The sequence below is a fragment of the Kribbella sp. VKM Ac-2571 genome (assembly GCF_004362255.1).
Taxonomy (GTDB): domain Bacteria; phylum Actinomycetota; class Actinomycetes; order Propionibacteriales; family Kribbellaceae; genus Kribbella; species Kribbella pratensis.
The window spans coordinates 62,538-84,144 of the sequence record NZ_SNWS01000011.1; the positions used below are offsets into that span (position 1 = coordinate 62,538).

The 21,607-nt window shown below is 65.6% G+C and carries 22 protein-coding genes and 1 pseudogene; 11 read left to right on the forward strand and 12 right to left on the reverse strand.

Going from position 1 to position 21,607, the window contains the following annotated elements:
- The first annotated feature begins 184 nt into the window (after nt 1-184).
- Nucleotides 185-730, forward strand: a complete 546-nt coding sequence (locus EV651_RS23815) for a DUF2231 domain-containing protein (RefSeq protein ID WP_133787465.1) — start codon at nt 185-187, stop codon at nt 728-730.
- 16 nt (nt 731-746) lie between these two features.
- On the opposite strand, the gene EV651_RS23820 is transcribed toward EV651_RS23815, so the two are convergent.
- The gene (locus EV651_RS23820; RefSeq protein ID WP_166658741.1) at nt 747-1,982 is read right to left on the reverse strand and encodes a PQQ-binding-like beta-propeller repeat protein; all 1,236 of its coding nucleotides are present in this window, start codon (nt 1,980-1,982) and stop codon (nt 747-749) included.
- 211 nt (nt 1,983-2,193) lie between these two features.
- On the opposite strand from EV651_RS23820, the gene EV651_RS23825 reads away from it, so the two are divergent.
- Nucleotides 2,194-3,111 (forward strand): NADP-dependent oxidoreductase, encoded by a 918-nt coding sequence (locus EV651_RS23825; RefSeq protein ID WP_133787467.1) that lies wholly within the window; start codon nt 2,194-2,196, stop codon nt 3,109-3,111.
- A 40-nt stretch (nt 3,112-3,151) separates the two neighbouring features.
- Nucleotides 3,152-3,664, forward strand: a complete 513-nt coding sequence (locus tag EV651_RS23830) for a DinB family protein (protein ID WP_133787468.1) — start codon at nt 3,152-3,154, stop codon at nt 3,662-3,664.
- On the opposite strand, the gene EV651_RS23835 is transcribed toward EV651_RS23830, so the two are convergent.
- Both EV651_RS23835 and EV651_RS23840 read right to left on the reverse strand, forming a co-directional pair.
- Entirely contained in the window at nt 3,651-4,868 is a 1,218-nt protein-coding gene (locus EV651_RS23835; RefSeq protein ID WP_133787469.1) for an MFS transporter, read from the reverse strand. The two genes, EV651_RS23830 and EV651_RS23835, sit on opposite strands and share 14 nt — an antisense overlap.
- Nucleotides 4,868-6,253, reverse strand: a complete 1,386-nt coding sequence (locus tag EV651_RS23840) for an FAD-dependent oxidoreductase (protein ID WP_133787470.1) — start codon at nt 6,251-6,253, stop codon at nt 4,868-4,870. The genes EV651_RS23835 and EV651_RS23840 overlap by 1 nt, the downstream gene beginning before the upstream one ends.
- Before the next feature lie 83 nt (nt 6,254-6,336).
- On the opposite strand from EV651_RS23840, the gene EV651_RS23845 reads away from it, so the two are divergent.
- Nucleotides 6,337-6,681 carry a helix-turn-helix transcriptional regulator gene (locus EV651_RS23845; RefSeq protein ID WP_133787471.1) on the forward strand — a complete coding sequence of 115 codons (345 nt, stop codon included), beginning with the start codon at nt 6,337-6,339 and terminating at the stop codon, nt 6,679-6,681.
- 29 nt (nt 6,682-6,710) lie between these two features.
- Nucleotides 6,711-7,769: an ArsO family NAD(P)H-dependent flavin-containing monooxygenase gene (locus EV651_RS23850; RefSeq protein ID WP_133787472.1), complete on the forward strand. Its 1,059-nt coding sequence runs from the start codon at nt 6,711-6,713 to the stop codon at nt 7,767-7,769.
- Here EV651_RS23850 and EV651_RS23855 read toward each other — a convergent pair.
- The 4 genes and pseudogenes from EV651_RS23855 to EV651_RS42520 form a co-directional block, all read right to left on the reverse strand.
- Nucleotides 7,750-8,157 (reverse strand): arsenate reductase ArsC, encoded by a 408-nt coding sequence (locus EV651_RS23855; protein ID WP_202870483.1) that lies wholly within the window; start codon nt 8,155-8,157, stop codon nt 7,750-7,752. The two genes, EV651_RS23850 and EV651_RS23855, sit on opposite strands and share 20 nt — an antisense overlap.
- Nucleotides 8,154-8,966, reverse strand: a complete 813-nt coding sequence (locus EV651_RS23860; protein ID WP_133787473.1) for an MIP/aquaporin family protein — start codon at nt 8,964-8,966, stop codon at nt 8,154-8,156. The genes EV651_RS23855 and EV651_RS23860 overlap by 4 nt, the downstream gene beginning before the upstream one ends.
- Nucleotides 8,967-9,001: 35 nt before the next feature.
- Complete coding sequence (locus EV651_RS42515) at nt 9,002-9,442, reverse strand: low molecular weight phosphatase family protein (RefSeq protein WP_238157170.1); 441 nt, start codon at nt 9,440-9,442, stop codon at nt 9,002-9,004.
- A 60-nt stretch (nt 9,443-9,502) separates the two neighbouring features.
- Nucleotides 9,503-9,739: pseudogene (locus EV651_RS42520) on the reverse strand (ArsR/SmtB family transcription factor); the annotation flags it as partial.
- 174 nt (nt 9,740-9,913) lie between these two features.
- On the opposite strand from EV651_RS42520, the gene EV651_RS23870 reads away from it, so the two are divergent.
- From EV651_RS23870 to EV651_RS23885, 4 genes are all read left to right on the forward strand, one after another.
- The gene (locus EV651_RS23870) at nt 9,914-10,846 is read left to right on the forward strand and encodes an RNA-binding protein (RefSeq protein ID WP_133787475.1); all 933 of its coding nucleotides are present in this window, start codon (nt 9,914-9,916) and stop codon (nt 10,844-10,846) included.
- A gap of 62 nt (nt 10,847-10,908) precedes the next feature.
- Nucleotides 10,909-12,180 carry a hypothetical protein gene (locus tag EV651_RS23875; protein WP_133787476.1) on the forward strand — a complete coding sequence of 424 codons (1,272 nt, stop codon included), beginning with the start codon at nt 10,909-10,911 and terminating at the stop codon, nt 12,178-12,180.
- Nucleotides 12,181-12,489: 309 nt separating this feature from the next.
- Nucleotides 12,490-13,248 carry a DinB family protein gene (locus tag EV651_RS23880; protein WP_133787477.1) on the forward strand — a complete coding sequence of 253 codons (759 nt, stop codon included), beginning with the start codon at nt 12,490-12,492 and terminating at the stop codon, nt 13,246-13,248.
- A gap of 200 nt (nt 13,249-13,448) precedes the next feature.
- Nucleotides 13,449-13,694: a hypothetical protein gene (locus tag EV651_RS23885; protein ID WP_202870484.1), complete on the forward strand. Its 246-nt coding sequence runs from the start codon at nt 13,449-13,451 to the stop codon at nt 13,692-13,694.
- A 58-nt stretch (nt 13,695-13,752) separates the two neighbouring features.
- On the opposite strand, the gene EV651_RS23890 is transcribed toward EV651_RS23885, so the two are convergent.
- Nucleotides 13,753-14,322: a TIGR03086 family metal-binding protein gene (locus tag EV651_RS23890; protein ID WP_133787478.1), complete on the reverse strand. Its 570-nt coding sequence runs from the start codon at nt 14,320-14,322 to the stop codon at nt 13,753-13,755.
- A gap of 64 nt (nt 14,323-14,386) precedes the next feature.
- Here EV651_RS23890 and EV651_RS23895 point away from each other — a divergent pair, with 64 nt between their 5' ends.
- Nucleotides 14,387-15,130, forward strand: a complete 744-nt coding sequence (locus EV651_RS23895) for a helix-turn-helix domain-containing protein (RefSeq protein WP_238157149.1) — start codon at nt 14,387-14,389, stop codon at nt 15,128-15,130.
- An 851-nt stretch (nt 15,131-15,981) separates the two neighbouring features.
- Here the strand turns inward: EV651_RS23895 and EV651_RS23900 are convergent.
- Nucleotides 15,982-17,265, reverse strand: coding sequence for a competence protein CoiA (locus tag EV651_RS23900; RefSeq protein WP_133787479.1), 1,284 nt, complete (start codon nt 17,263-17,265; stop codon nt 15,982-15,984).
- 706 nt (nt 17,266-17,971) lie between these two features.
- Between EV651_RS23900 and EV651_RS23905 the strand changes: the two genes are divergently transcribed.
- Nucleotides 17,972-18,835 carry a hypothetical protein gene (locus tag EV651_RS23905; RefSeq protein ID WP_133787480.1) on the forward strand — a complete coding sequence of 288 codons (864 nt, stop codon included), beginning with the start codon at nt 17,972-17,974 and terminating at the stop codon, nt 18,833-18,835.
- A 17-nt stretch (nt 18,836-18,852) separates the two neighbouring features.
- On the opposite strand, the gene EV651_RS23910 is transcribed toward EV651_RS23905, so the two are convergent.
- From EV651_RS23910 to EV651_RS23920, 3 genes are read right to left on the reverse strand one after another with little or no spacing between them, the layout of a single operon-like run.
- On the reverse strand, nt 18,853-19,938 hold the full coding sequence (locus tag EV651_RS23910; protein WP_133787481.1) for a hypothetical protein: 1,086 nt from the start codon (nt 19,936-19,938) through the stop codon (nt 18,853-18,855).
- Complete coding sequence (locus EV651_RS43325) at nt 19,935-20,513, reverse strand: HAD-IA family hydrolase (protein WP_133787482.1); 579 nt, start codon at nt 20,511-20,513, stop codon at nt 19,935-19,937. Before EV651_RS43325 ends, EV651_RS23910 begins: the two co-directional genes overlap by 4 nt.
- The gene (locus EV651_RS23920) at nt 20,483-21,430 is read right to left on the reverse strand and encodes a DNA-processing protein DprA (RefSeq protein WP_133787483.1); all 948 of its coding nucleotides are present in this window, start codon (nt 21,428-21,430) and stop codon (nt 20,483-20,485) included. The genes EV651_RS43325 and EV651_RS23920 overlap by 31 nt, the downstream gene beginning before the upstream one ends.
- Nucleotides 21,431-21,607 lie beyond the last annotated feature (177 nt).

A 21,607-nucleotide genomic window follows, 5' to 3' on the forward strand; every position in this document is an offset into this window, starting at 1 on the left:
CTCCACCTGCGCTGACTCACACGGAACCACTCCGACGCAAAGACCCACCAGGCGGTTCCGTACCCACCGCCCACCTTCCGCTACAGAAGGTAGTCACCCGTCAGCATGCCGCGCCACCCCCATCAAACCGGAATCTCGGGTCAGCCAACTGGGCGGCGCAGCGGCGTGAGCGTATCTTCAGAGCATGGCGTCGAGACCGTTGCCGCAGCGCGCGGTTCGCGTGGTCGGTGAAAGCTCGTTCTCTGAGCGCGTGGCCCGCGCTCAGGAGCTGGCTTATGCGCCGCTGATCGACTGGGCACGACGCAGTCCGCTGCACACCGACGTACTCGGTCATTCGATGCATCCCTCGCTCACCGACGTGACGACCGGCTGCTGGCTCGGCACGACCCTGCTCGACCTCGCCGGTGGATCCCAGTCGCGTCGCGGAGCGGGGCTGCTCGCCGCGTTCGGGGTGCTGGCGTCCGTGCCGACGGCCATCGCAGGAGCGGCCGACTGGTCCGATCTGTCCGGCGCCGAACGCCGGATCGGCGCGGTCCACGCGCTCGGCGCCGACACCGCGATCGTCCTCTTCGCCGGCTCGGTCGTCGCACGTCTGCGCGGCAGGCACCGGGCCGGCACAAAGCTCGCCCTGGCCGGGAACCTGGTCATCGCAGGGGCGGGCTTCCTCGGCGGGCACCTGGCCCTGAGCCGCGGAACCGCCCGCCGAGATCCGCTTGCTGAGAGCAACTAATCCCACCGCCGCCCTCTCAAGCAGGCGTGATCCGGTGGACCTCGACGTACCCCGCTCGGCCGACGACCAGCCACTTCTCGGTGACGTCGGCGAGGGTCACGCCTTGCAGGTTCGGCGAGCAGGGTGCGCCGGTGCGGTCCACCGCGATCGTGCCCACGAGACGGTCGTTCGCCTGGCTTTCCTGCGTGTCTTGGTACAGGCCCCAGATGTACGGTCCGACGCCGTACGCCGCGGTGAACTCCAGGCCCTTGGGCCGATGCTTCCCCTTGGTGGGCGAGCCTTCGGGCAATGCCTGGGTGACGAAACCGTTGGGGCCCTTCGCCCACCAAGCGGGCCCGTTGTCCCACACAAGCAACGGTGGATCGCTCGCCACCACGGCCGGCACGCTGTCGGTATCGAAAACGAGTGGCTTGCCGCCGGACAACCGGATCACGTCGACATCCGTGCGGTCCGCGTGTTGCAGCACGGTGTGGTCTGCGGCCGTTCCCTTGTGTTCGTGCGGTCCGCGCGACTGATGCGTGCCGGTCCAGCGAGCCTTTCCGGTCCGCGCGTCCCGGACCTCCATCTGCCAGAACCCCGTCGCCCGCTCCGCGACGACGACCGCGTTCCCATCACCCGACACTCCGACGACGTCCGCGTCACGCCACAGCTCGGCGCCGGTCTTGGCGTCGAGCGCGATCGTGGTCGCCGACTGGGCATTGCTCGGCCAGCCAGGACCGAAGGGTGCACTGACGGTCGCGAGTACGACGGACTCGGCCACCGCGGTGACCATCGTGCGCTCGTTGGACGGCGTCGCCACGGCCCGAAATCCCCAGACCGGATCGCCTGTTCGGACGTCGACGCCGACGACCCCACTCGTCGCCGTACCCCTGGGCGCGGACGCAACGGAGACCGGCAGGACGTCGCCGGCAGGCCGGACCGTCGGCCGCTGCACCAGTGTCGGCGAGTTCCCCAGAAATCCCGGGCCGACGGCACAGAGCCAGACGGTCCCCAGGTCCGGCACCGACATCGGCGCCTTGCCGTCGATCATCCACTTCTGCGCACCGTCCGCCGCGCTGAAGCAGCAGGCCCGAGCGTTCTCCGTGCCCGTGCCGTCAACCATCACCACGGCGTCACCCACCAACCGCACCCGCCCCGGCAGAGCCGGCGACGGCGTCACCAGGCGCTCCTGCCAGACCTTCTCAAGCAGCAACTTCGGCGCGGTCTTGTCGGCGGTCTCCCCACATGCCGCAAGCAGGGGTACGGAGGCCATGCCTAGAAGCACAGACCGACGGCGTACAAGCACCAGCCGACCGTAGCAAGCCGACGGCGCAAGCCCACCCACGCGCGCCATCCGCCTCGGTGACCTGCCGGGCTGCGCAGGTGGCCCATCGAAACCGCCTCGGAATGGCCCAGCGATCGCGGGCCGCGGCTGCCTACGGTCGGAGGAGAACCATCACTACGACCAGTGCGAAGGATCTTCAATGCGCGCCATCAGTGTCCGGGACCGCGAGGCCGATGGTTACGGGCTGTCCCTGACCGAGCTGCCCTACCCCCACGCCGCCGAGAACGACGTCATCGTGGAGGTGCACGCCGCCGGCTTCATCCGAACCGAGCCGGACTGGCCCGCGACCTGGACCGACCGCGCCGGCCGCGACCGTACGCCAAGTGTCATCGGCCACGAGGTGTCAGGTGTGGTCGTCGAGCTCGGCTTCGGTACGACGGGGCTCACGGTCGGCCAACGGGTCTTCGGGCTGACCGACTGGGCCCGCAACGGCTCGCTCGCCGAGTACACGGCCGTGGAGGCCCGCAACCTGGCTCCGCTCCCCGCCGACATCGACCACGTCACCGCGGCCGCTCTCCCGATGCCCGGTCTGACGGCCTGGCAAGCGCTGTTCGACCACGCTCACCTGCAGGCAGGTCAATCCGTCCTCATCCACGGCGTCGGCGGTTCCGTCGGGTCCGTCGCCGTACAACTGGCCCGCGAGGCCGGAGCACACATCATCGGCACCGGCCGGGCTGCCGACCGGGACCTGGCCAGCTCCCTTGGCGCCCAGGACTTCCTCGACCTGGACAGTGATCGCCTCGAGGACGCCGGTGAGGTCGACGTGGTGTTCGACGTGATCGGTGGCGAGATCCGCGACCGCTCCACCGCGCTTGTGCGCCCGGGCGGCACCCTCGTCAGTGTCGCCGAACCACCGACCGTCCACCCGCGCAACGGCAGGTCAATCTTCTTCGTTGTCGAGCCCGACCGCGAACAGATTGCTCAGTTGGCTGCTCGCGTGCGCGACGGAAGTCTCACACCACTTGTCACAACTGTCCGCGAGCTTGATGCAGTCCCCGCCACCTTCGCAGAACGCACCCGCGGCAAAACCATCATCACGATGAAACCACTGCACTGAGCCTGCTGACCAAACAGGTTCCACAGCACATCATGGAGCTATGGACAGGACGTCGATGCACGAGGAACTCGAGCGGGTTCGCGCCGATTTCCGCCGGCTGGTCGAGTCGGCGGACGACGACGTACTGCGCAGAGCCTCGAACGGCACGCGGTGGAACAACCGCCAACTGCTGTTTCACATGCTGCTGGGCTACTTGATCGTCCGTGCGCTGCTCGGACTGGTTCGTGTCTTCGGTCGGCTGCCGCGCGGAGCAAGTCGCGCTTATGCACGATTGCTGAATGCAGGAACCCGGCCGTTCGACGAGGTCAACTTCCTCGGCTCGTACGCCGGCGGCCGCACGGTCAGCCCGGCTCGCATGGTCGTGATGTTCGACCACGTCATCGACAAGCTTCACCGGCGGCTCGACGCCGAAACCGACGCAGACCTGGCCAGGGGCATGCACTATCCGACCCGATGGGATCCGTTCTTCAAGGACTACATGACCCTGGCTGACATCTATCACTTCCCGACCCAGCACTACGACTTCCACCGCGGGCAACTCACACTGGACTGAGGTCCTCGGTGGGCATTCGCCGTACGACGAATAGCAGCAGGCCCGCCACAACACACGCGGCAGCAACCAGTAGGACGAGTGTCCGGTAACCCACCGCGGCGGCGAGCAGCGCGCCGCCGAGAGGTGCGGTGGCCTTCGCGATCAGGATCGGGGCGGCCAGTGTGCCCGCGATCGTGCCGTATCCGGTGGCGCCGTACCGGTCGAGCAGGATCGCCGGTGTGGCGATCGACGCGACCCCGAAACCGAGCCCGAACAGCACCAGGCAGGGGATCGCTCCGAGCAACTGCCGTCCGACGACAGGCAGCAATGACATCGCAATGCCTTGTCCGACAAGGATGCATCCGACGATCGTCGCCATCGGCAACCAACGGGTCGACAACGTGGTAACCACCCGGCCCGTGACCGACAACAACCCGAGCAACCCGGCGAGCGTGGCGGCGACGACGGCCGGATGACCGAGACTGGTCAGGTACTGCACCAGGTGTACGGCGATCACGGCCAGCGCCGCGCCGTGCAGGACGAAGGTTGCCGCAAGCAACCAGAATGCGGGATCACGCAGCACCCAGGCCGGCGACGTGCGCGAACGTCGTGCGAGATGACGCGCCGCCGCCGTACGCCGCAGCCCAAGGGCGTGCAGAGGAACGGTCAGTGCTGCCAGGAGAACCGCGAGTACGACGAGTGCGCGACGCCAATCGATCCGGTCGACCAGCTGTCCCGTGAGCGGGATGAAGATCGAACTGGCGAATCCGGCGACGAGCGTGACGCCGAGCAGCGCCTTCGCCCGCCGCGCCGGCTCCGTCGCCGCCACAACAACCGCGAAAGCCGGCTCATACAACACCATCGCCGACGCGACGCCGATGAGAACGAACACCAGGTAGAGCTGTACGGCGTTGTGGACCTGCGACCAGCCCAGCACCGCCACCGAGCCGACCACGGATCCCACCGTCATCAACCCGTGGCCGCCCCGGGCATCAAGCCAGCGGCCGACAGGAATCGACAGCAGCCCGGACAGCAGAACCGCGAGAGTCAGCGCGCCCGCCGCAGTGGTGTGCGAGATCCCGAGATCGTTGCTCATCGGACCGAGGATCACGCTGAAGGCGTAGTACAGAACGCCGTACCCGACCGTTTGTGTGACGGCGAGCGTCCCGACCAGCCGTCCGGGTCTGACCACTGCACGAGTGGCCGGACCCGGAGTCGTTGTCATCAGCCGCAGCAGCCGGCTTGGGTGCTGGGCTTGGCCTCGACGACGGTCAGCAGACCGCCGCTGATGCCGGTCGCCAGTCCTCGGCTCACCGGCGCTTCGATGCTCACCGGTGCCGGGCCACAGCAGCCGCCCGCGGCCTCGTCCGTGGAGTCGCCGTACGCGAGGTTCGACGAGCACACGCCGGTCTCCGGCAGGTTCAGCTGAACGTCGCGCGCGGCCTCCCAGTCGCCGGCCAGCGCGGCCACGACCGAGCGAGCCTGCTCGTAGCCCGTCGCGAGCAGGAACGTCGGCGCCCGGCCGTAGGACTTCGCGCCAACCGCGTAGTACCCGGGCTCCGGGTGGGCCAACTCGTCGACGCCGTGCGGGGGAACGGTCCCGCAGGAGTGCTGGTTCGGGTCGATCAACGGCGCCAGCGCCCGCGTCGAACCCAGGATCGGGTCCAGATCCAGCCGCAGTTCGCCGACCATGTCGTGGTCGGGCCGGAACCCGGTCGAGTTCACCACGGTGTCCACCACGACGCGCTGGTCCCCAGCGGCCAGTTCCACCCGGCCATCCGCCGTACGGGTCAACGACTCGGTCCGGAAGCTGCTCACCAACTCGACGCGGCCCGACTGCACCAGCGCCTTCAGCCGGGCGCCGAGCGCACCTCGTGCGGGCAGTTCGTCGCCATCGCCACCGCCGTACGTCCGCGCCTGGTCGGATCCCCGAACGACCCAGACCACCTCGGTGCCCGGCTCGTGCTCGGCCAATTCACCGAGCTCGAGCAGCGTTGTCGCAGCAGAGTGACCAGCGCCGACGACCGCCGTACGACGACCCACGAAACGGTCACGATCGCGCCCGAACACATCCGGCAGCGCGTGCGAGATCGCATCGGCCGTCTCGTCCTCGCCACGGGCCGGGATCCCCGATGCGCCAAGGACGTTCGGGCGGCGCCAGGTCCCTGCCGCGTCGATCACGGCCGATGCCAACACCTCTTCGCCGTCCGCGAGGCGCAGCAAGAACGGCGCTGATTCGCGGCCCGCCGTACGGATGCGGTCGTACCCGACACGGGTCACCGCGACCACCTGAGCGCCGTACCGGATCCTGTCCGCGAGGGTCTTCGCCAGCGGCGCCAGATACTCGTCGATCAGGTCGCCGCCGGTCGGCAGCTCGTCCAGGTCGGGCGCGATCCAGCCACTGTCCTCCAGCAGCCGGCGCGCGGCGTCGTCGATGTCGTAGCGCCACGGGCTGAACAGCTTCACGTGCCGCCACTCGTCGATCGCGGCCGCGACGCCCGGTCCGGATTCCAGCACGAGGAACTCCAGCCCGCGTTCGGCCAGGTGGGCCGCCGCGGCCAGTCCCACCGGGCCCGCTCCGATGACTACCACCGGCTCTGTCACGATCATCCTCCGCCGCCCATCTGCTCTGTCTAGATGCTTGTCTAATCACGAAGCTTGCCTCTTGATTCGACAGGAGTCAAGATAGATATATGTCGAATCAGCTGCCGGTCCTCAACTCGTGCTGCACGCCGATCTCCGAGGCCGCCCTCGGTCCGGAGCAGGCTGCGGAGGGCGCGGCGGTGTTCAAGGCACTCTCCGACCCGATCCGGCTGCGGCTGATGTCGATCATCGCCTCGGCCGGCGACGAGGTCTGCGTCTGCGACATCACGGCACACTTCGAGGTGAGCGGTCCGACGATCTCCCACCACCTGAAGGTGCTCCGCGAAGCGGGCCTGGTCGACTGCGAGCGCCGCGGCACCTGGGTCTACTACTGGCCTCTGCCTGAGCGCCTCACCTGGCTCTCCACACTCTTGTCCGTTCCCGCAGCGGTCTGACTCGTCTCCGATTCGATGCGGGGTGGAGCATGACGTGGCGCGCCGTGGTGATCGGCGGTGGTCAGGCAGGTCTCGCGACCGGCTTCTACCTCCGCCGATCCGGCCTGGTTCCTGGCAAGGATTTCGTGATCCTGGACGCGGCGGCCGAACCCGGCGGTGCGTGGGCCCGCATGTGGCCGACGCTGCGAACCTTCTCTCCGACCCAGTACTCATCGCTGCCCGGCTGGATGATGCCGCCTTGGACCGGCGACAGCGGCTACCCCTTGGCATCACACGTGGTCGACTACCTCACCCGGTACGAGGACCGCTACCAGCTCGACGTACGGCGATCCGTCACCGTCCGATCCGTCAACCGCGGCATCGATCAACTCGTCGTACAGACCAACAGCGGCGATTGGGCGGCTGAGCACGTCATCTCCGCGACGGGAACCTGGTCCCGGCCCTTCGTGCCGCACTATCCGGGAACTTTTGCCGGGCGACAGCTCCACACCGCCGACTACCGAAGTGCGTCGGATTTCAGCGGTCGACGGGTCCTGATCGTCGGCGGCGGAAACTCAGCCGCTCAAATCCTCGCCGAGGTCTCGCTGGTGGCCGAGACGACCTGGGTGACATTGCGTCCGCCACGGTTCCTCCCGGATGAGGTCGACGGGCGCGCGCTGTTCGAGATCGCGACCAAACGGTACAAAGCCCGCCTGCGCGGTGAATCCGACACCACTGGCGTCGCCGGTCTCGGCGACATCGTGATGGTCGAGAGTGTGCGGGAGGCTCGCGAGCGCGGCGTACTGCACGCGCGCCGGCCCTTCACCCGCCTGGTCGACCACGGTGTCCGCTGGCCCGACGGAACCGAGTCATCGTTCGCCACGATCATTTGGTGCACCGGCTTCCGCCCCGCGCTCGGCCACCTCGCCGGTCTCGGCCTGCGCGGGCCGGACGGCCTGATCCCGACCGACGGCACGCAGGCGATCAAGGAACCACGCCTACATCTGATCGGGTACGGCGACTGGACCGGGCCGGCCTCGGCCACACTCATCGGCGCCGGCCGCACCGCCCGGGGTCTCGTCCGCGACCTCATCGCGGCAGGGCCTTAAGCTCCCCGAGAAGCTTCTCGATCCGGCCACGGATCTCGTCGCGGACCCGCCGTACGACCTCGATCGGCTGACCGGCGGGATCGGTGAGCTCCCAGTCCTCGTAGCGCTTGCCGGGAAAGATCGGGCAGGCGTCCCCGCAGCCCATCGTCACGATGACATCGCTCTCCCGAACGGCCTCGGTCTCCAGGCGCTGCGGCACGGCGCCCGTGATGTCGACGCCAACCTCGCGCATCGCCTCGACAGCGACCGGATTGATCTGCTCCTTCGGCTCCGACCCAGCCGAGCGAACCTCGACCGAGTCCCCCGCCAGCTCCCGCAACCACCCCGCGGCCATCTGCGACCGCCCGGCATTGTGGACACAGACGAACAGAACACTTGGCTTGCTCACTTGGAAGCTCCAGTCTCGGCATGAGAAGTGACAACATCGTCCGCGGCGCGTCCGGCCTGCGGATACAGCAGGGCAAGCACGCCCACTCCGACAGCGGCTCCCGCAATCTGAGCGATCACAAAGCCCGGCACCGAGCCCGGCGCAATACCGGCGAACGTGTCGCTGAACGCCCGCCCGATCGTGACCGCCGGGTTGGCGAACGACGTCGACGAGGTGAACCAGTACGCCGACCCGATGTACGCACCAACCGCCGCAGGCGCCACCGCCGCGCGACCTGATGCAGCCAGGGCGAAGATCAGGACGACCAACCCGGCCGTCGCGACAACCTCACCCAGCCACAGATGCGGCGCGGTCCGCTCCGTCGTCGACCACGACACCGCAGCCTCGCCGTACATCAGATTGGCAAGCACGGCACCCAGCACCGCGCCGATGATCTGCGCTGGGATGTACGCGCCGAGATCCTGAGCGGTCAGACCGTTCCCGGTCCGGCGGCCGAGCCACCAGTCCGCGACCGAGACCACCGGGTTGAAATGCGCGCCCGACACGGGTCCGATCATCAAGATCAGCACGGCCAGACCGAGCGCGGTAGCGAATGCGTTCTCGAGCAACTGAAGCCCGACATCGTCCGGCGACAACTTGGCCGCCGCGATACCTGACCCAACGACGATCGTGACGAGTAGCCCGGTTCCGATGCCCTCGGCAACCACCCGCCGCCACAGCGGCGTCACACTCACCGGCTGCTCACCATCGGCACGGAACCGCTCCCTCCGCCGGGTCACCGCCGCACGCACCGCGACTTGCTGATTCATCGACGAGTCCTCCCGGTGATGCCCCGCGACCTCGGTCATGACGCCTGTGAAACCAACGGCGCCAGTCGATCGATCCGGCCGGCGATATCGTCGTACGCCGCCTCGAACGCCGCGTCCGTGCCCTTCGACGCCGGATCCGGCACCGACCAATGCACCCGCGGCTGCGCTGCAGCGGGCAGCTGCTCATACGCGACATCGCACACCGCGATCACCAGATCATCGCGCTTCAGTACGTCACTCACTTGCGCGGTGCGCCACGACGTCGGGTCGAGCCCACGCCGCCGAGCCACCTTCACCGCCCGCGGATGCACCCGCTCCGCCGGCCGCGTCCCCGCCGACGCCGCAGGCACCTGACTACGCCGCGCCCAGATCGCCGCCGCCAACTGCGACCGCGCCGAGTTCTGCGTACACACGAACACCACCCGCGGCACACCCTCCAACGACTGACTAGCCACCGACGCCAACCGCTCCGGCACCAACCGCACATACGTCCGCCGCTGATCCCCCTCAGACCGCCCCCGAACGACCAGCCCAGCCTCCTCCAACACCTTCAAGTGATGCGCCACCAAATTCGTAGCCATCCCCAACAACGCCCCCAACTCCCCCGGCGCCGCATCCCCCACGACCAACGCATCCACAACCGCCAACCGCGCAGCATCCCCAAGCGCCGCATAAACCCGCGCCCGCTCAACCAAAGAATTCCGCTCAACACCCATTGCCTCAATAGTCATTGACCCAGCCCTGAAGGTCAAGCAGCACTTCCCCTTGGGCATCCACCAAGGCGCTCGCCAGGTTCCCGCCTCAACGCCCTCCGGACGCACCTCTCCGCAGCGCCGCCTGTTCCTGCACGCCCGGCACCTGGCCCACGCTGGTGTCGATCAGCCGGGAGTAGCTCCACATCAGTCAGCCAAGGGGCACCTCTGCAGCGAACCTGACATCATCAATCCGTGCCGCTGCCCTACGTCTACAAGGTGACGAAGTACGACCCGATCGATTGGAACGAGCACGGCCGATACATCGGTCCTGAGGTCGAGATGAGCGATCACGGGCCGAAGGAGGCCGCGTACCTCGCAGCGGTGGTGGCGTTCGCGGAGGAGAGTGGGGTTGCCGAGGTCAGCATCCGGGAGCCTGCAGTCACCGGCTCTGTGCACTTCGGGCTCGAGGCACCAATCGGCGGGCTTGGACTGGCCGGGCAGCTCGCACCGGACCTGAGTGACTACTACGACGGAGCCGTCGTGCCGGTCAGTGTCGCCGTCGAGCTCGTCCGGGCCATGCTGCGGGACAACGGTGCGTGGTGTCGCCTCGAGGTCGAGGAGCGGTTCCTGGTTCACGTCGGCTTCGATCAGTACATGTACATCGGAAGTCATATTCCGTGTGAGCGTGCACTCGCCACCGCCGCCGCCCTGGGTCTGTTCCCAGTCCGGCTGGAACGATCGCCGTACGACGACAGCGACGAAGCGCCAGGGCCTCCCGCCGATGCGGCGTTCTGGGCGAAGGTCGCGGACCTCGCGACCCGGCACGGCACGATCCTGCTCCGAGAATCTGCGGTTCGGAACATGTCTCGATGGCATCGGCTCACGTCAGGAACGGTCGAAGGCATCGAGCTCGCACCACGTGCGATGCTGAGCGTCTGGCCCGACCTCTCCCCCGAGGTGGAAGCCGTCCAAGCGAAAGCCGGCAGCCTCTGTGAGTACGTCTGGGAGGACCGGGCCGGCGGTATTCAGAGTGTCACGCTCGCCGACCCGGAGGCCGAAGACTTTCCCGATGGCGCGGTTGCGGCAGCCGCCATCTCCCTCATCGAGGAGGAGTACAGGCCGTTGCTTCAAGGCGTCCTGCCCGATCACGACGGCGTACTACGAGCCCGCTGGACAGCCATCTGAGAAGTACTCCGCCTCCGCTGGAGCAGGCAGCTTGCTCGGGTCATACCAACTAGTCTTGGTCGGTGCTTGCCATATTTGTCGCCGTCGCCGCCCTTGCCGCTATCGTCGCCGCTTGGTTCCTCTGGCGGCTCGCGGCGAGGCGTGACACCGTGACGAGCGACGCGATGTCAACCACCGGAGCGGGCATCGCTCCGCGAGCAGAGTTCCCTTCGTCCGGGCTCTTGGTCTCCGAGGCAGTGCTGCGATCCACTGGTTCAAGTTCGACTGCGATCTGGGAAGCGCTCGAAGCGGCCGCGGTCCCAATGGCCGTCCAGTACTACCCCGTGAGCGAGTCGGAGATCACCAGGTACCGGACGGTGCCCGTCAACGCCGCGGCCCAGAAGTCGATGGTAGACATCGTGAACGCGCTCAACCCCAACAGTCCGACCCTGTATCGGGTACTGCTGCCGAAGGGCGCAGAACTCGTCAAAGCCGTCGGCGCTTCGGGCTTCAGAGGGTTTGCTCGCAACGGCGGCAAGATCACATCGCAGGCAGTGTTGAAGCCAGTCGCCGCCGGTGGAGCGATCGCGGCTGGTTGGCCGGTGTTCGCCGTCGCCGGCACGGTCATGGTGGTCGATATGTTGGCCCAGAAGGAACTGCGAGCGCACCAGCGCAAAGTGGAGACGATCCTCGGGCGTCAGGAAGAGCGCCACTACATCGAGAGAATCACGGATCAACGCTCGGCAGATGCCCAACTGACTCGTGCGATCAGCCTGATGCTTGACGGTCACAACCCGAACTTGGAGCTCGCACTGAAGAGCGCGTACGACGAGTTCCACCGCTCTCAACAGTTCCTTGAGAAATACCGCGGCGTCACTGAGAAGCTCGTGGACTCCGACGGCAAGGTCGACTACCGCCGCATGCAGGAGGTGCTCGGTGGGAAGACGAAGGATCTGGACCACTTCCTTCGCGAGCTCCACCTGGCAAGGGGCGCAATCGCAATCAGGCGAAAGGCACTGGTCGCCGACGCGGCAGCGGTAGCGCTGGTGGACCCGACCAACCCATACACGGCATTGCGCAGGTTCTTGGACTCGCAAGTCCACGAACTGGAAGACGCCGACATCGTTGCAGCCGCAATCACCACGATGCTCACGGAAGTCCAGTTGAAGGGCCGCTGGCACGACGGCGACAAGGCCGTAGCGGAGAAACAGCAGCGGCTCCGCGCATTGGCCTCCCCGCCCGCCGTCGACGACGCCACAGAGCTCCTCTTTCTCAGAACCGCAACTGGCGAGATCGTTCAGGTGATCCCATCCAGCGAGGACGAGGAACCCAAAGAGATCACATCGAAGGAGTAGGTCCGTCGTCAGGTGACGCCCGGCCGCCTTCGCTGACTCGGCAGCCTCGCGGTGCCGGTAGCCGTTGCGGGAATTCACCCGGTCGAGGCTGCTCGTCCCCTACGAGGCGCCGCACACCGAGTCGGCCCATCAGCGCGTTGGCAAACACGGTCAGCAGTTCGCGCATCAAGTCCCTATGACCGCCTGCACGTCGGCAGAGACGCGCTCACCGGGCTAACCGTCGTACACGACTCTGCACAACGCGACGGTGGAAGACCCCGGCGAGTTTCCGGAAGGAGTTCGTCCGGATCGAGGTCTAGCGTTGCCGGTATGGGTGACAAGGTGTTCGACCACACCGACCTCCGCGGAGCGCGGTTTCGTGATGTCGACCTGCGGAACGCCGACTTCCGCGGAGTGGCTTTGAGCGGATCCGTCCTGCGCGGCGTCGAACTGGGGCGGGTGCGGATCGACGGGGACATCGAGGATCTCGTGATCAACGGGGTGGAGGTCGCGCCGTTCGTGGACGCCGAACTGGACAGGCGGTATCCCGATCGCGTGAAGATGCGGCCGACCGACGTACCCGGGTTCCGCGAGGGCTGGGATGTGGTCGAGCGCCTGTGGACAGGGACGGTCGACCGGGCGCGTCGATTGCCGGCGGACTTGTTGCATGAGCATGCCGACGACGAGTGGTCCTTCATCGAGACGTTGCGGCACCTCGCGTTTGCCACGGATTCCTGGGTACGGCGTGCGGTCCTCGGTGATCCGAGTCCATGGGACCCGCTCGATCTCCCGTGGGACGAGATGCCCGACACCCCCGGCGTACCGCGGGATCGCGATGTCCGGCCCTCGCTCGACGAGGTCCTGGAGCTGCGGATGGACCGGATGGCGACGGTACGTCGGGTTGTCGACAATCTCACCGAGGAACAGTTGAACGCGGACACGGAACCAGTCGCCGGGCCAGGCTGGCCGCCGCCGGAGAGCTTCCCAGTCCGCGAATGCCTGCTGATCGTGCTCAACGAGGAGTGGCAGCATCGCCTGTACGCCGAGCGCGACCTGGACGTGCTGGAGTCACAACACGGAAGCCGCTAGAGCCCCGTCAAGAATCGTTCGGGTCGCACATCCGCCAGCTCAGCCGGTCCGCGTCATACGCCCGTGCGGCGTCGTGACGCGCTCAGAACTCCCCAAACTGGTTTGGGGAGGCCTGCCTGCCCGGATCGGGAGGTAGAACTCCCCAGTCTGTGCGCAGACACTCCCCAAACTGGTTTGGGGAGTGTCTGCCGCTCGGTGGGATGAGGATTTCCCGCTCGAGTGGCGGCGCGTTCGCCGGCTTCACCACCGTCGAGGTACTCCACCGAGACCCCCTGAGCATCGACGACTGCGCCCTTTACCCGCTCTTCTCGGCCGACGTCATCCGGCTGAGGAGATCCCTCAACCCAGCCCACCGTCACGACCACATGGCAGTCGCCATCGTCGTACGCGCCCATCTGCCCGACGACACACCCACAGGCTGCCGGAAGCTAGTACTCCAGCCGTAGTTCGTGATCAGGCAAGCTGGGCTGTCTGGCGGCGGTGGACCGGGGTGCGGAGCCGAGACTACGTCCAGCCGGGATCACGGCCGGTCAGGCCGAGGATGCGGTCCAAGGTGGGCGCGTCGGCCGGCACCGCGACCTGCGGTCCGTACATGCCCATCTCCCGCCCCTGCTCCACGCCGGCGAACATCGTGTCGTGAAGGTGCGCCAGCAGGTCGGCAGGCAGTTCCAGCCGCTGCCCGGTCGCGACCGCAAGGTCCCAGCCGTGTACGGCCAGTTCGCCGACGATCATGTCGCCCATGACGGGCGCGGGCAGCGTCTGCGGCGTGCCCATGCTCGTCTCGCCGGCCCATGCGCTCGGCGGCGTCCATGACGACGAGATGTCGTCCAGCAGGGCGAGCAGGCGGCCACGCCAGTCGCCGGCTGCCAAGTCCACATCGGACTCAGCGGTCTTCGGCGGCGGAACGGACTCCTTGCGGCCGGCGCCGGCGAGCGACGGGCCCCAGAACAACAGATGGTTGACCAGGGCCCGCACGTCGTACTCCGTGCATGGAGTCTTGTTGGCAAGCTGGTCGTCGGTGATGGTGTTGGCGACTGTGGCCATGGCCTCGGCCGCGTCGGATATGTGTGACATGGCGGCGAGGCTAGGCGCCGTCGGCCGGAGGGGTATTGAACAAAGACGACATACACTCTGCCGCGTGGGACGGGACACTCGTGAGCTGGCGAGTGCGTGGAGCAGGTATCAGCGCCACGCATTCCATCGCCCGTCCCCGGCGCTCGCGCCATGGGTGGACCATTACTGGGAGGCTCGCTGGGACTACGCCGAGCCCTACCGGCAGAAGATCGTGCCGTACCCGAACGTGCACCTGCCGTTCGGCAGCGGCCGCGCGGACGTCAACGGCGTGTGCAGCAGCTACCAGATCAAGGTCCTCGAGGGCCGCGACCACGTCTTCGGCGTCGCGTTCCGGCCGGGCTGCTTCCGGCCGTTCCTCGGCGCCTCCGTCTCGACGATCACCGACCGCGTTGTCCCGGCGACCGGAGTGTTCGGCCCGGCCGTGCCCACGATGCTCGACGCGCCGACCATCGATGCGTTCCTGCTGAAACACCTGCCGGACGACGATACCCGGGTACGCCAGGCGGTCGCCGCCGTCGAGCTGATCGTCAAGGACAAGGCCATGACAAGGGTCAAACGCCTCGCCGGCGAACTGGGGCTGAGCATGCGGGGGCTGCAACGGCTGTTCGCGGAGTACGTCGGCATCGGCCCGAAGTGGGTGATCCGCCGCTACCGCCTGCACGAGGCGACCGCACGCATGGCCGCCGGCGGGGTGATCGACTGGGCCGGGCTGGCTGGGGACCTCGACTACGCCGACCAGGGCCACTTCATCCGCGACTTCAAGAACATGTTCGGCGAGCCACCGACCTGGTACGCGCAACGGTATTGAGCGGGACCCGCCCGGCAGAGACGGTTGGGTCTCCGATCGAGCCGCGGGATGCCGAGGCTCACCAGCACGCCCAGCGAGGAAGGCAGCAACAAAACTCAGTACCGGCACCACCACAGCGCGCGCGGCCAGGGTCTGAGCTCTTGACACGCCCGGCCCTCAGGGGTGGCGATTCATAGGCCCCGTGGGACTCGAACCCACAACCCGCGGACTCTGACAAAAATGCACTCATCGTTCGTCATCAATTGCCAAATCTACCCGAGACCTGCGGATTCACACTGCCAGCCTTCGCATCCCTGACTGTGCACAGTCATGGTCTTCTGTTGAATGTGCAGAGTAAAGGCGGCCCTCCAGAGGCAGCCGCTGGCGGGTTGCGACCGGCTGCGCGACTCACGGAGCTCATCATCTCTGAACTCGTGCGTTGTCCGACGAGCCGGGGAAGAGCGGGGACCGCATCGCGTTCCGCCAGATCCAGCCGTATCAGGGCTGCGACAATTGCACTTCTGCCTGACGGCGAACCAACTTCCATCGCGGCGACATCTCGGAACGTGCCGGTTCGTTCGAGCAGATGAACCTACCCTGTGGCGAGCGGTTTGGCTACGACGATGCTTGGCGGCGACCGGCCATGCGGAGCTGAGAATGCACGGATGAAATTACATCAGCAGCGTCGATATGCCGCAGTGATGGTGAGAAACTCCTCGCCAGCATGGCGCTCGATCCGCTTCCAGACGATCTCAATATCTGCCGTCATTAAGGCATTGTGCTCGCCATCCCCACACTTCGACAATGTCGCAGCGATCCGATCGAGTGTCCAGGGTGAGCACAATCAGCGATCCACAGGCCGCGGCCTTGCATCACGTATCACCGGGCTCGAAGTCGCGACAAGGTCGGCTCCGTCCCCGGGCTCGCGTCACGAGACGCAGGTCCTGAGTTGAGCCATGGATGCTCCTCGCCTGCCGCTGCATCTTGCGCAATCGCTCGATTCGAACCGGCCCGATGACGAGACGCGGATCATGAGGCATCCTCGTAGGCTCGTTGTCATCTGTTTCGGACGCGTGCCCGGCACCAAGTCCATACAGATGAAAGTTTCCGAGCAGCGCACAACACCAATAGCAGCCATTTGACAGGTAGCTGCCGCCGACGGCCTTGCTGTACCGCTCTCGGATCATGCCGATCGGCAGCGCCGGACTAGGCGTGATCCTGCCAGCCAACTCCTCGCGGATGCGGGCGAGCACGCCCTCATGCCGGGCGCTGATCAGTTCATACCGTTGTCCGGTGGAGGGGTTGAAGGGGCGCAGCCCTACCACTGCGGCTGTCCACCGGTGACAGCGGTAACAGCGCTCCCGCCGCAACAGCAACTCGGCAGGCAGCCCGCGCGGCATCGGGCCACGGGACCCAGCCCAAGACTCAAGCGCACGCCGAGGGACCCAACGCGGTTTCCCGATCACCCGCCAATCGTCGCGTGCATGCGCCAGTTCTAGCGACAGTTCGCCTTTCAGGATCAGATCGATCGTCACGGTCAAGCCACACGGCCGAGGCAGCCACTCAGCACCGTGGCCTGCGAGATCTTCAACTGGCGTCCAGCCACAAACACCGTGCTGGACCACCCAGGGATCGTCGGCTGCACCTCTGTCCGGCACGATCAGTGCACCGCCTTCGGCGCACCACGCCCAGTCCCTCTTGGCGAGCCAGACTGTCTGCACACCAGACGCTCGATGGCGCGCAGAGCGCTCAGCGACATCCTCAGGCGCAATCGGCGATCGCTGCACCTCCCACGCAATGCGTTGACCGTCAGGGCTCGTTGTCAGGACATCCGCACGCCAACCGTCACCCGACGCCTCGACGGCAACGTGATATCCGAGGGTACGAGCCCGAGCGGCGACTAGCGCCTTTAGTTCGAGATGTATCGCTGTCTCGCCAGCGACCGGGCAGGATTCCGGTCGACGATGGTGAGCGAAGAAGCGCGCACCCAGCTTGGAGATCTTGGCCGTCATCCGGCCACCGCACGCTCGGCAGGTGAGCGCAGCGGACGGCCTGCGACGATAGACATCTGCCCACGTCGCGCCGCGTCCAGACAGGCCAAGGTCATCGACCGTGGCATCGACGAGATCGGCATCCCAACGTGCTGTTAGCGGCATGGGCTCAGCGTTCCAGACAGCACCGACACTGCGAGACCCGCCCAGATTGACTGGTCAACGACTCAGGCGGCACCGCTTCAGGATCCGAGGTACGGTTCAAACCGACCCTCCAGGGGGAGTCCTGGACCAACTGGCTGACTGGACGTCAACGTCCGATTCACGGTTCTGTCGTCTGCCAGTCGATCTACCAGGTTGGCGCGTCCGGATCGTCGGCGCCACATCACACAGAGAATTCGAGACGAGGTGGTCTGCCGCTACGTCTCCGAGAATCAGACGGCCCTCGAGATCGCTCAGGGTTCGGCATCGTCAAGACCAATGTCCCGAAGATCGTCAAGTGTGCGGGCGCACCGGTACGCCCGCGAGGTCCGTAGCGTCTGTGAGTCGCAAATCTTGGCACGGATGACGCATCTGCCCCCACGTGCGGCGGTTCGGCATAATCTGCTAGGTGAGTGAACACACCGTCGAGTACGAAGAGGTTCGCGACTACGGTCAGGCGCTGCAATGGATCGCTCGCTGCACGACGTGCGGAGCGCAGGGAGTCGAGAAACGGTCAATGCCAGCGGCCAAGGCCTCGCTTGACCGTGAGTCATGCACTCCAGTCCCGGCAGACCCGGAGCGTCAGTCATAGCGCCAGCTGGCTGAGGCCCCGGCGACTTAGACGTGCTCGACCGCCCCGGCTGTCGCGCTGTCTGGTAGAACCATGCGCATGACAGATCGAGTCTCGTTGCGCTTCGGCTCGGAGAACGTCCACATTTCGTTCGATCAGGTGACGCTCCAGGCAGGCAACGCCACGCATGGCGTCACCTTGAACTTCAGCTCGCGAGCAACCTGGCTGGCACCGGAACCCGCAAGCGAGACCACACCGATGCTGCTCACCGGCACAGCGTGGGTCGATCGGGATGGCCCTGGTCGACTCGGTGGCCTCCAACCACAGGTAGTTCAGCTTCGTGGATATGACGCAAGCGAGAAGTTCGTGCTGGATCTGTCCGATGACCAGTTGATCGCCTTGGAGAGGGGTCGTGGAGACGACGGCGTAACATTCCGTCTCGACCTCCAAGGCACGCTCCTTCATCCGCCGGATGGGATGCACCCGGTTACAGACGAGCAGGTGACTGTTCGGGTCCCCGGTACTCGATGGATGGAGCTCGTGGAACAGGCCGGCAGCGAAGTCGCTGTCCTGATTCGGGTGCCGAGTCCGCTACGCGATCCGTCACTGCCGCCCGCGGACGGCAATAGCGCTGGCTCACTAACACTGGCCACCACTCGGCTCGCCCAGGCCCGCGCTGAGCTCCGCGACCACAGATGGGAACAGTCCGTAGGCACCTGCCGGAAAGTCCTGGAAATCCTGGCCCGTACGGTCAAAGTGCCGGACGCCGACGAAGTGTTCAATACCCCGCGCCGACGTCGCACCCAGGAGCAACAGTGGGCCGCGATGTATCACACGCTGAAGGACATGACCCATCCGGCACATCACGATACACCACATACCAGCCAGTTCAACTGGAGTCGGCCGGACGCGGAGGCGATCCTGGCGGCTACAGCCGGCCTCCTCCTTCGGTATAACGCGTGACGGCCATTACGCCGTGGCTATGGCATCAGCAACGGCGCCTCATCCAACACCGCTCGCCGAACAACCATTTGGCCAGCCGTGACGGCGACGATCGATAGATGCGGATTGACCGCACCAATCGCCGTCGCACACACGCGCAGTGTGCTGCCTTCCGTACAAACATCATCAACAAGCAATATGCTCTGAACGCCAGCGAGACCAGCGTCAGTAACCAGCGCTGCCGCATACCGCTGCTCAAATTCCGCTGCCGAGAATCCCAAGCCTGTCCTGAGCTTACGCTTTGAAATCGGCTCCGAGAGACTGAGCCAGTGCCGAACGGGGACCCCGAGGAGTAGGCTTAGCTCCTCAGCCAGCAGGCCAGTCCGATCCACCTCGCCAGCGACCTTCTTGTCCGGCGAGAGTGGCACTGGAACGATGGCGTCGAAATCGAGAGTCTTGGCCTGCACAAGAGCTCGCTGCATGCCAAGACCGAGAGGGTACGCCAGAGACTTCTCACCCGTCTTGAATCGCGTGAAGAGCTCAGTCGAACGCCGAATTCCCTTTCTTATCACCCGATATCCGTGGTATATGAATGACCGTTTCGGAACCACCCAGAAGGCGGGCGCGAAGACATCCACTTTACCGCGCAGCCGCTCGGGCGAGCCCAGGATCTTGCGATTCACACTGATCAATGACTTCCATGTCGGGCAGGTCCCACAAAGACGCGAAGCACACGACGTCGCAGCTGTGGTCATGTCACAGACTGGCGCGGTCTCGAGTTCCTCAGGAAGAACGAATACTTGTTCGAAGCGTTTTGCAACAACAACGGCGATCTTATGCGATGTCGCCTTGTCGGTTAGCGGCCTATTTTCATCGAACTGCTGTACCCGCAGTAGAACTTCATTAGCGTCGTAGAGAATCCGCTCCGCGATCCCCTTGATGTACACCCCATTATCAAACCGATGCGGGCCGCGGAAATACACCCAAATCTCATCGCCGATCTCCACCGCATCGACGTACCGCTTCCACCCCAAGCGAAGCGTCTTCCCGCCCTCGAGACGGCCCTTTATGCGCCGAGGTGTGAAGCCATCGTATCCAGAGTGGATCTTGTAGACATACTTCATCTGGGGTCCAATAGCAGAGAGGCAATCTCCGATGGCGCTCCGAGCACCCTCTCAGCGGTTGGCGGCGGCACATCACCGTAGCCCCACGCGGCCCAGGCGAAATGCATTCCCGCTGCGGCTGCAGCCGCAGCGTCGTCTGCGTGATCACCCACGTACCACGAATCCACCGGAGAACAGTCCAGGCGCTCCAAAGCAACAAGCAGCGGCTGTGGATTCGGCTTGTGCCGTCTCGTTGCTCCGAAGTCAACTGTGGTATCCAGATACTCAAGCAATCCAGTCCCCCTCAGCATCGGTCCCGCAACCCAGCGCGGCAAGTTTGTTACCGCCCCTATCCGGATCCCAGCTTCAGCCAGTTGATCCAGCGACTCATCTACTCCCGCATAGAGTGCCGGCGGCGACCCGTCGCGCAAGGCTCGCCTCAACCTAGCCTCTGTGTACCCCTTCGCCCTGAGCAACCTGGCGGCATTTAGCCCGGATGGTACGCGGTCTGAAGACAGATTCGCTAGATCTTGATACCAGGGAGTGCTGTCCCACACCGTGCCATCTAGATCGAGGAGGAGAGCTGTTTCAGCCATGAGCCCCACGCCACTTCATCCGGCACGCTCGCGCTGAACCCTGTACCTCCACCATCGTCGATGATCGCCTGATTTCCCGATGTCGAGTCGGTGCCGTCCGGAGCGAAAGCCGCGGTCGGCTTATGTTGCTCCCGAGCGAAGCGGTAGGCGTTCATCGCGCCGCCTTTATAGGAGGACTGTCCAATTAACACTCCAAGAGCAAGCCCAACGATGGTCTTGTTTCGCTTGCGCAAAGTAAGACTGGCAGCCGCGGTTCCGAACGGAAACTCGCTAACGAGGACCGCGCCGGGATACTCGCTGAACCGCTGCCAAAGCACGCGGTTTTCGGGCGGAAATGGCCTATCCAAACCGCTGGGCATAACACAGACCGTCGCTCCGTTCGCTTCATACGCTGCCAGGTGAGCAACGGAGTCGGCCCCAAGTGCGAAACCCGAGGCGATCGCCCAACCTTGCCGAGCTGCGAACGTCGCGAAGTCGCGCTGTCGAGCCTCATATTCCCCTCCGATACCACGTGATCCCACGCAGGCGACAGTGCGTCGATTGCGAAGTATTTCAACGTTTCCGCGCGCGAAGAGAATAGGAACCGGATTATTCGAATGCCACAGATTGGGGGGGTAGAAATCGTCGCCGTAGAGCAAGATATGCGAGTTGAACCGCCGGGCGCGCTCGAGTTGCCGGCCAGCGCGCTCATGAAACTCAATCATCCGAGTTCCCGATATGCGAGAGAGTTCATCACGGAACATGTCGCCCCGTTTACCCGACGTTGGAAGTCGGCCCGGCTCAGCGAGCACCTGAGGCGCTGTCAGTCCATGATCCCGCAGTTCGCGAAATTTCTGTGGCCCGAACCCCTTGATCGCTTCGAGCGCGTAGGTCGCGGCTAAGACACCGATCGGCGGCAAGGAGAGAGAAGCTTCCACCGAGCCATCATGTCAGTTGACGACTAGGCCGTAAATGGAGCGGGTTCGCGACCCGCCTGGCGGTTCCTCGACACGGAGCGGGCGATCCGAGCAAGATCGCGCGCCGCAACGCTCCACCACTTTCCGCAGCGTACCCTAAGTGCATGGTCGCTGCGAACTACCTCCTGGTCCTAGGGG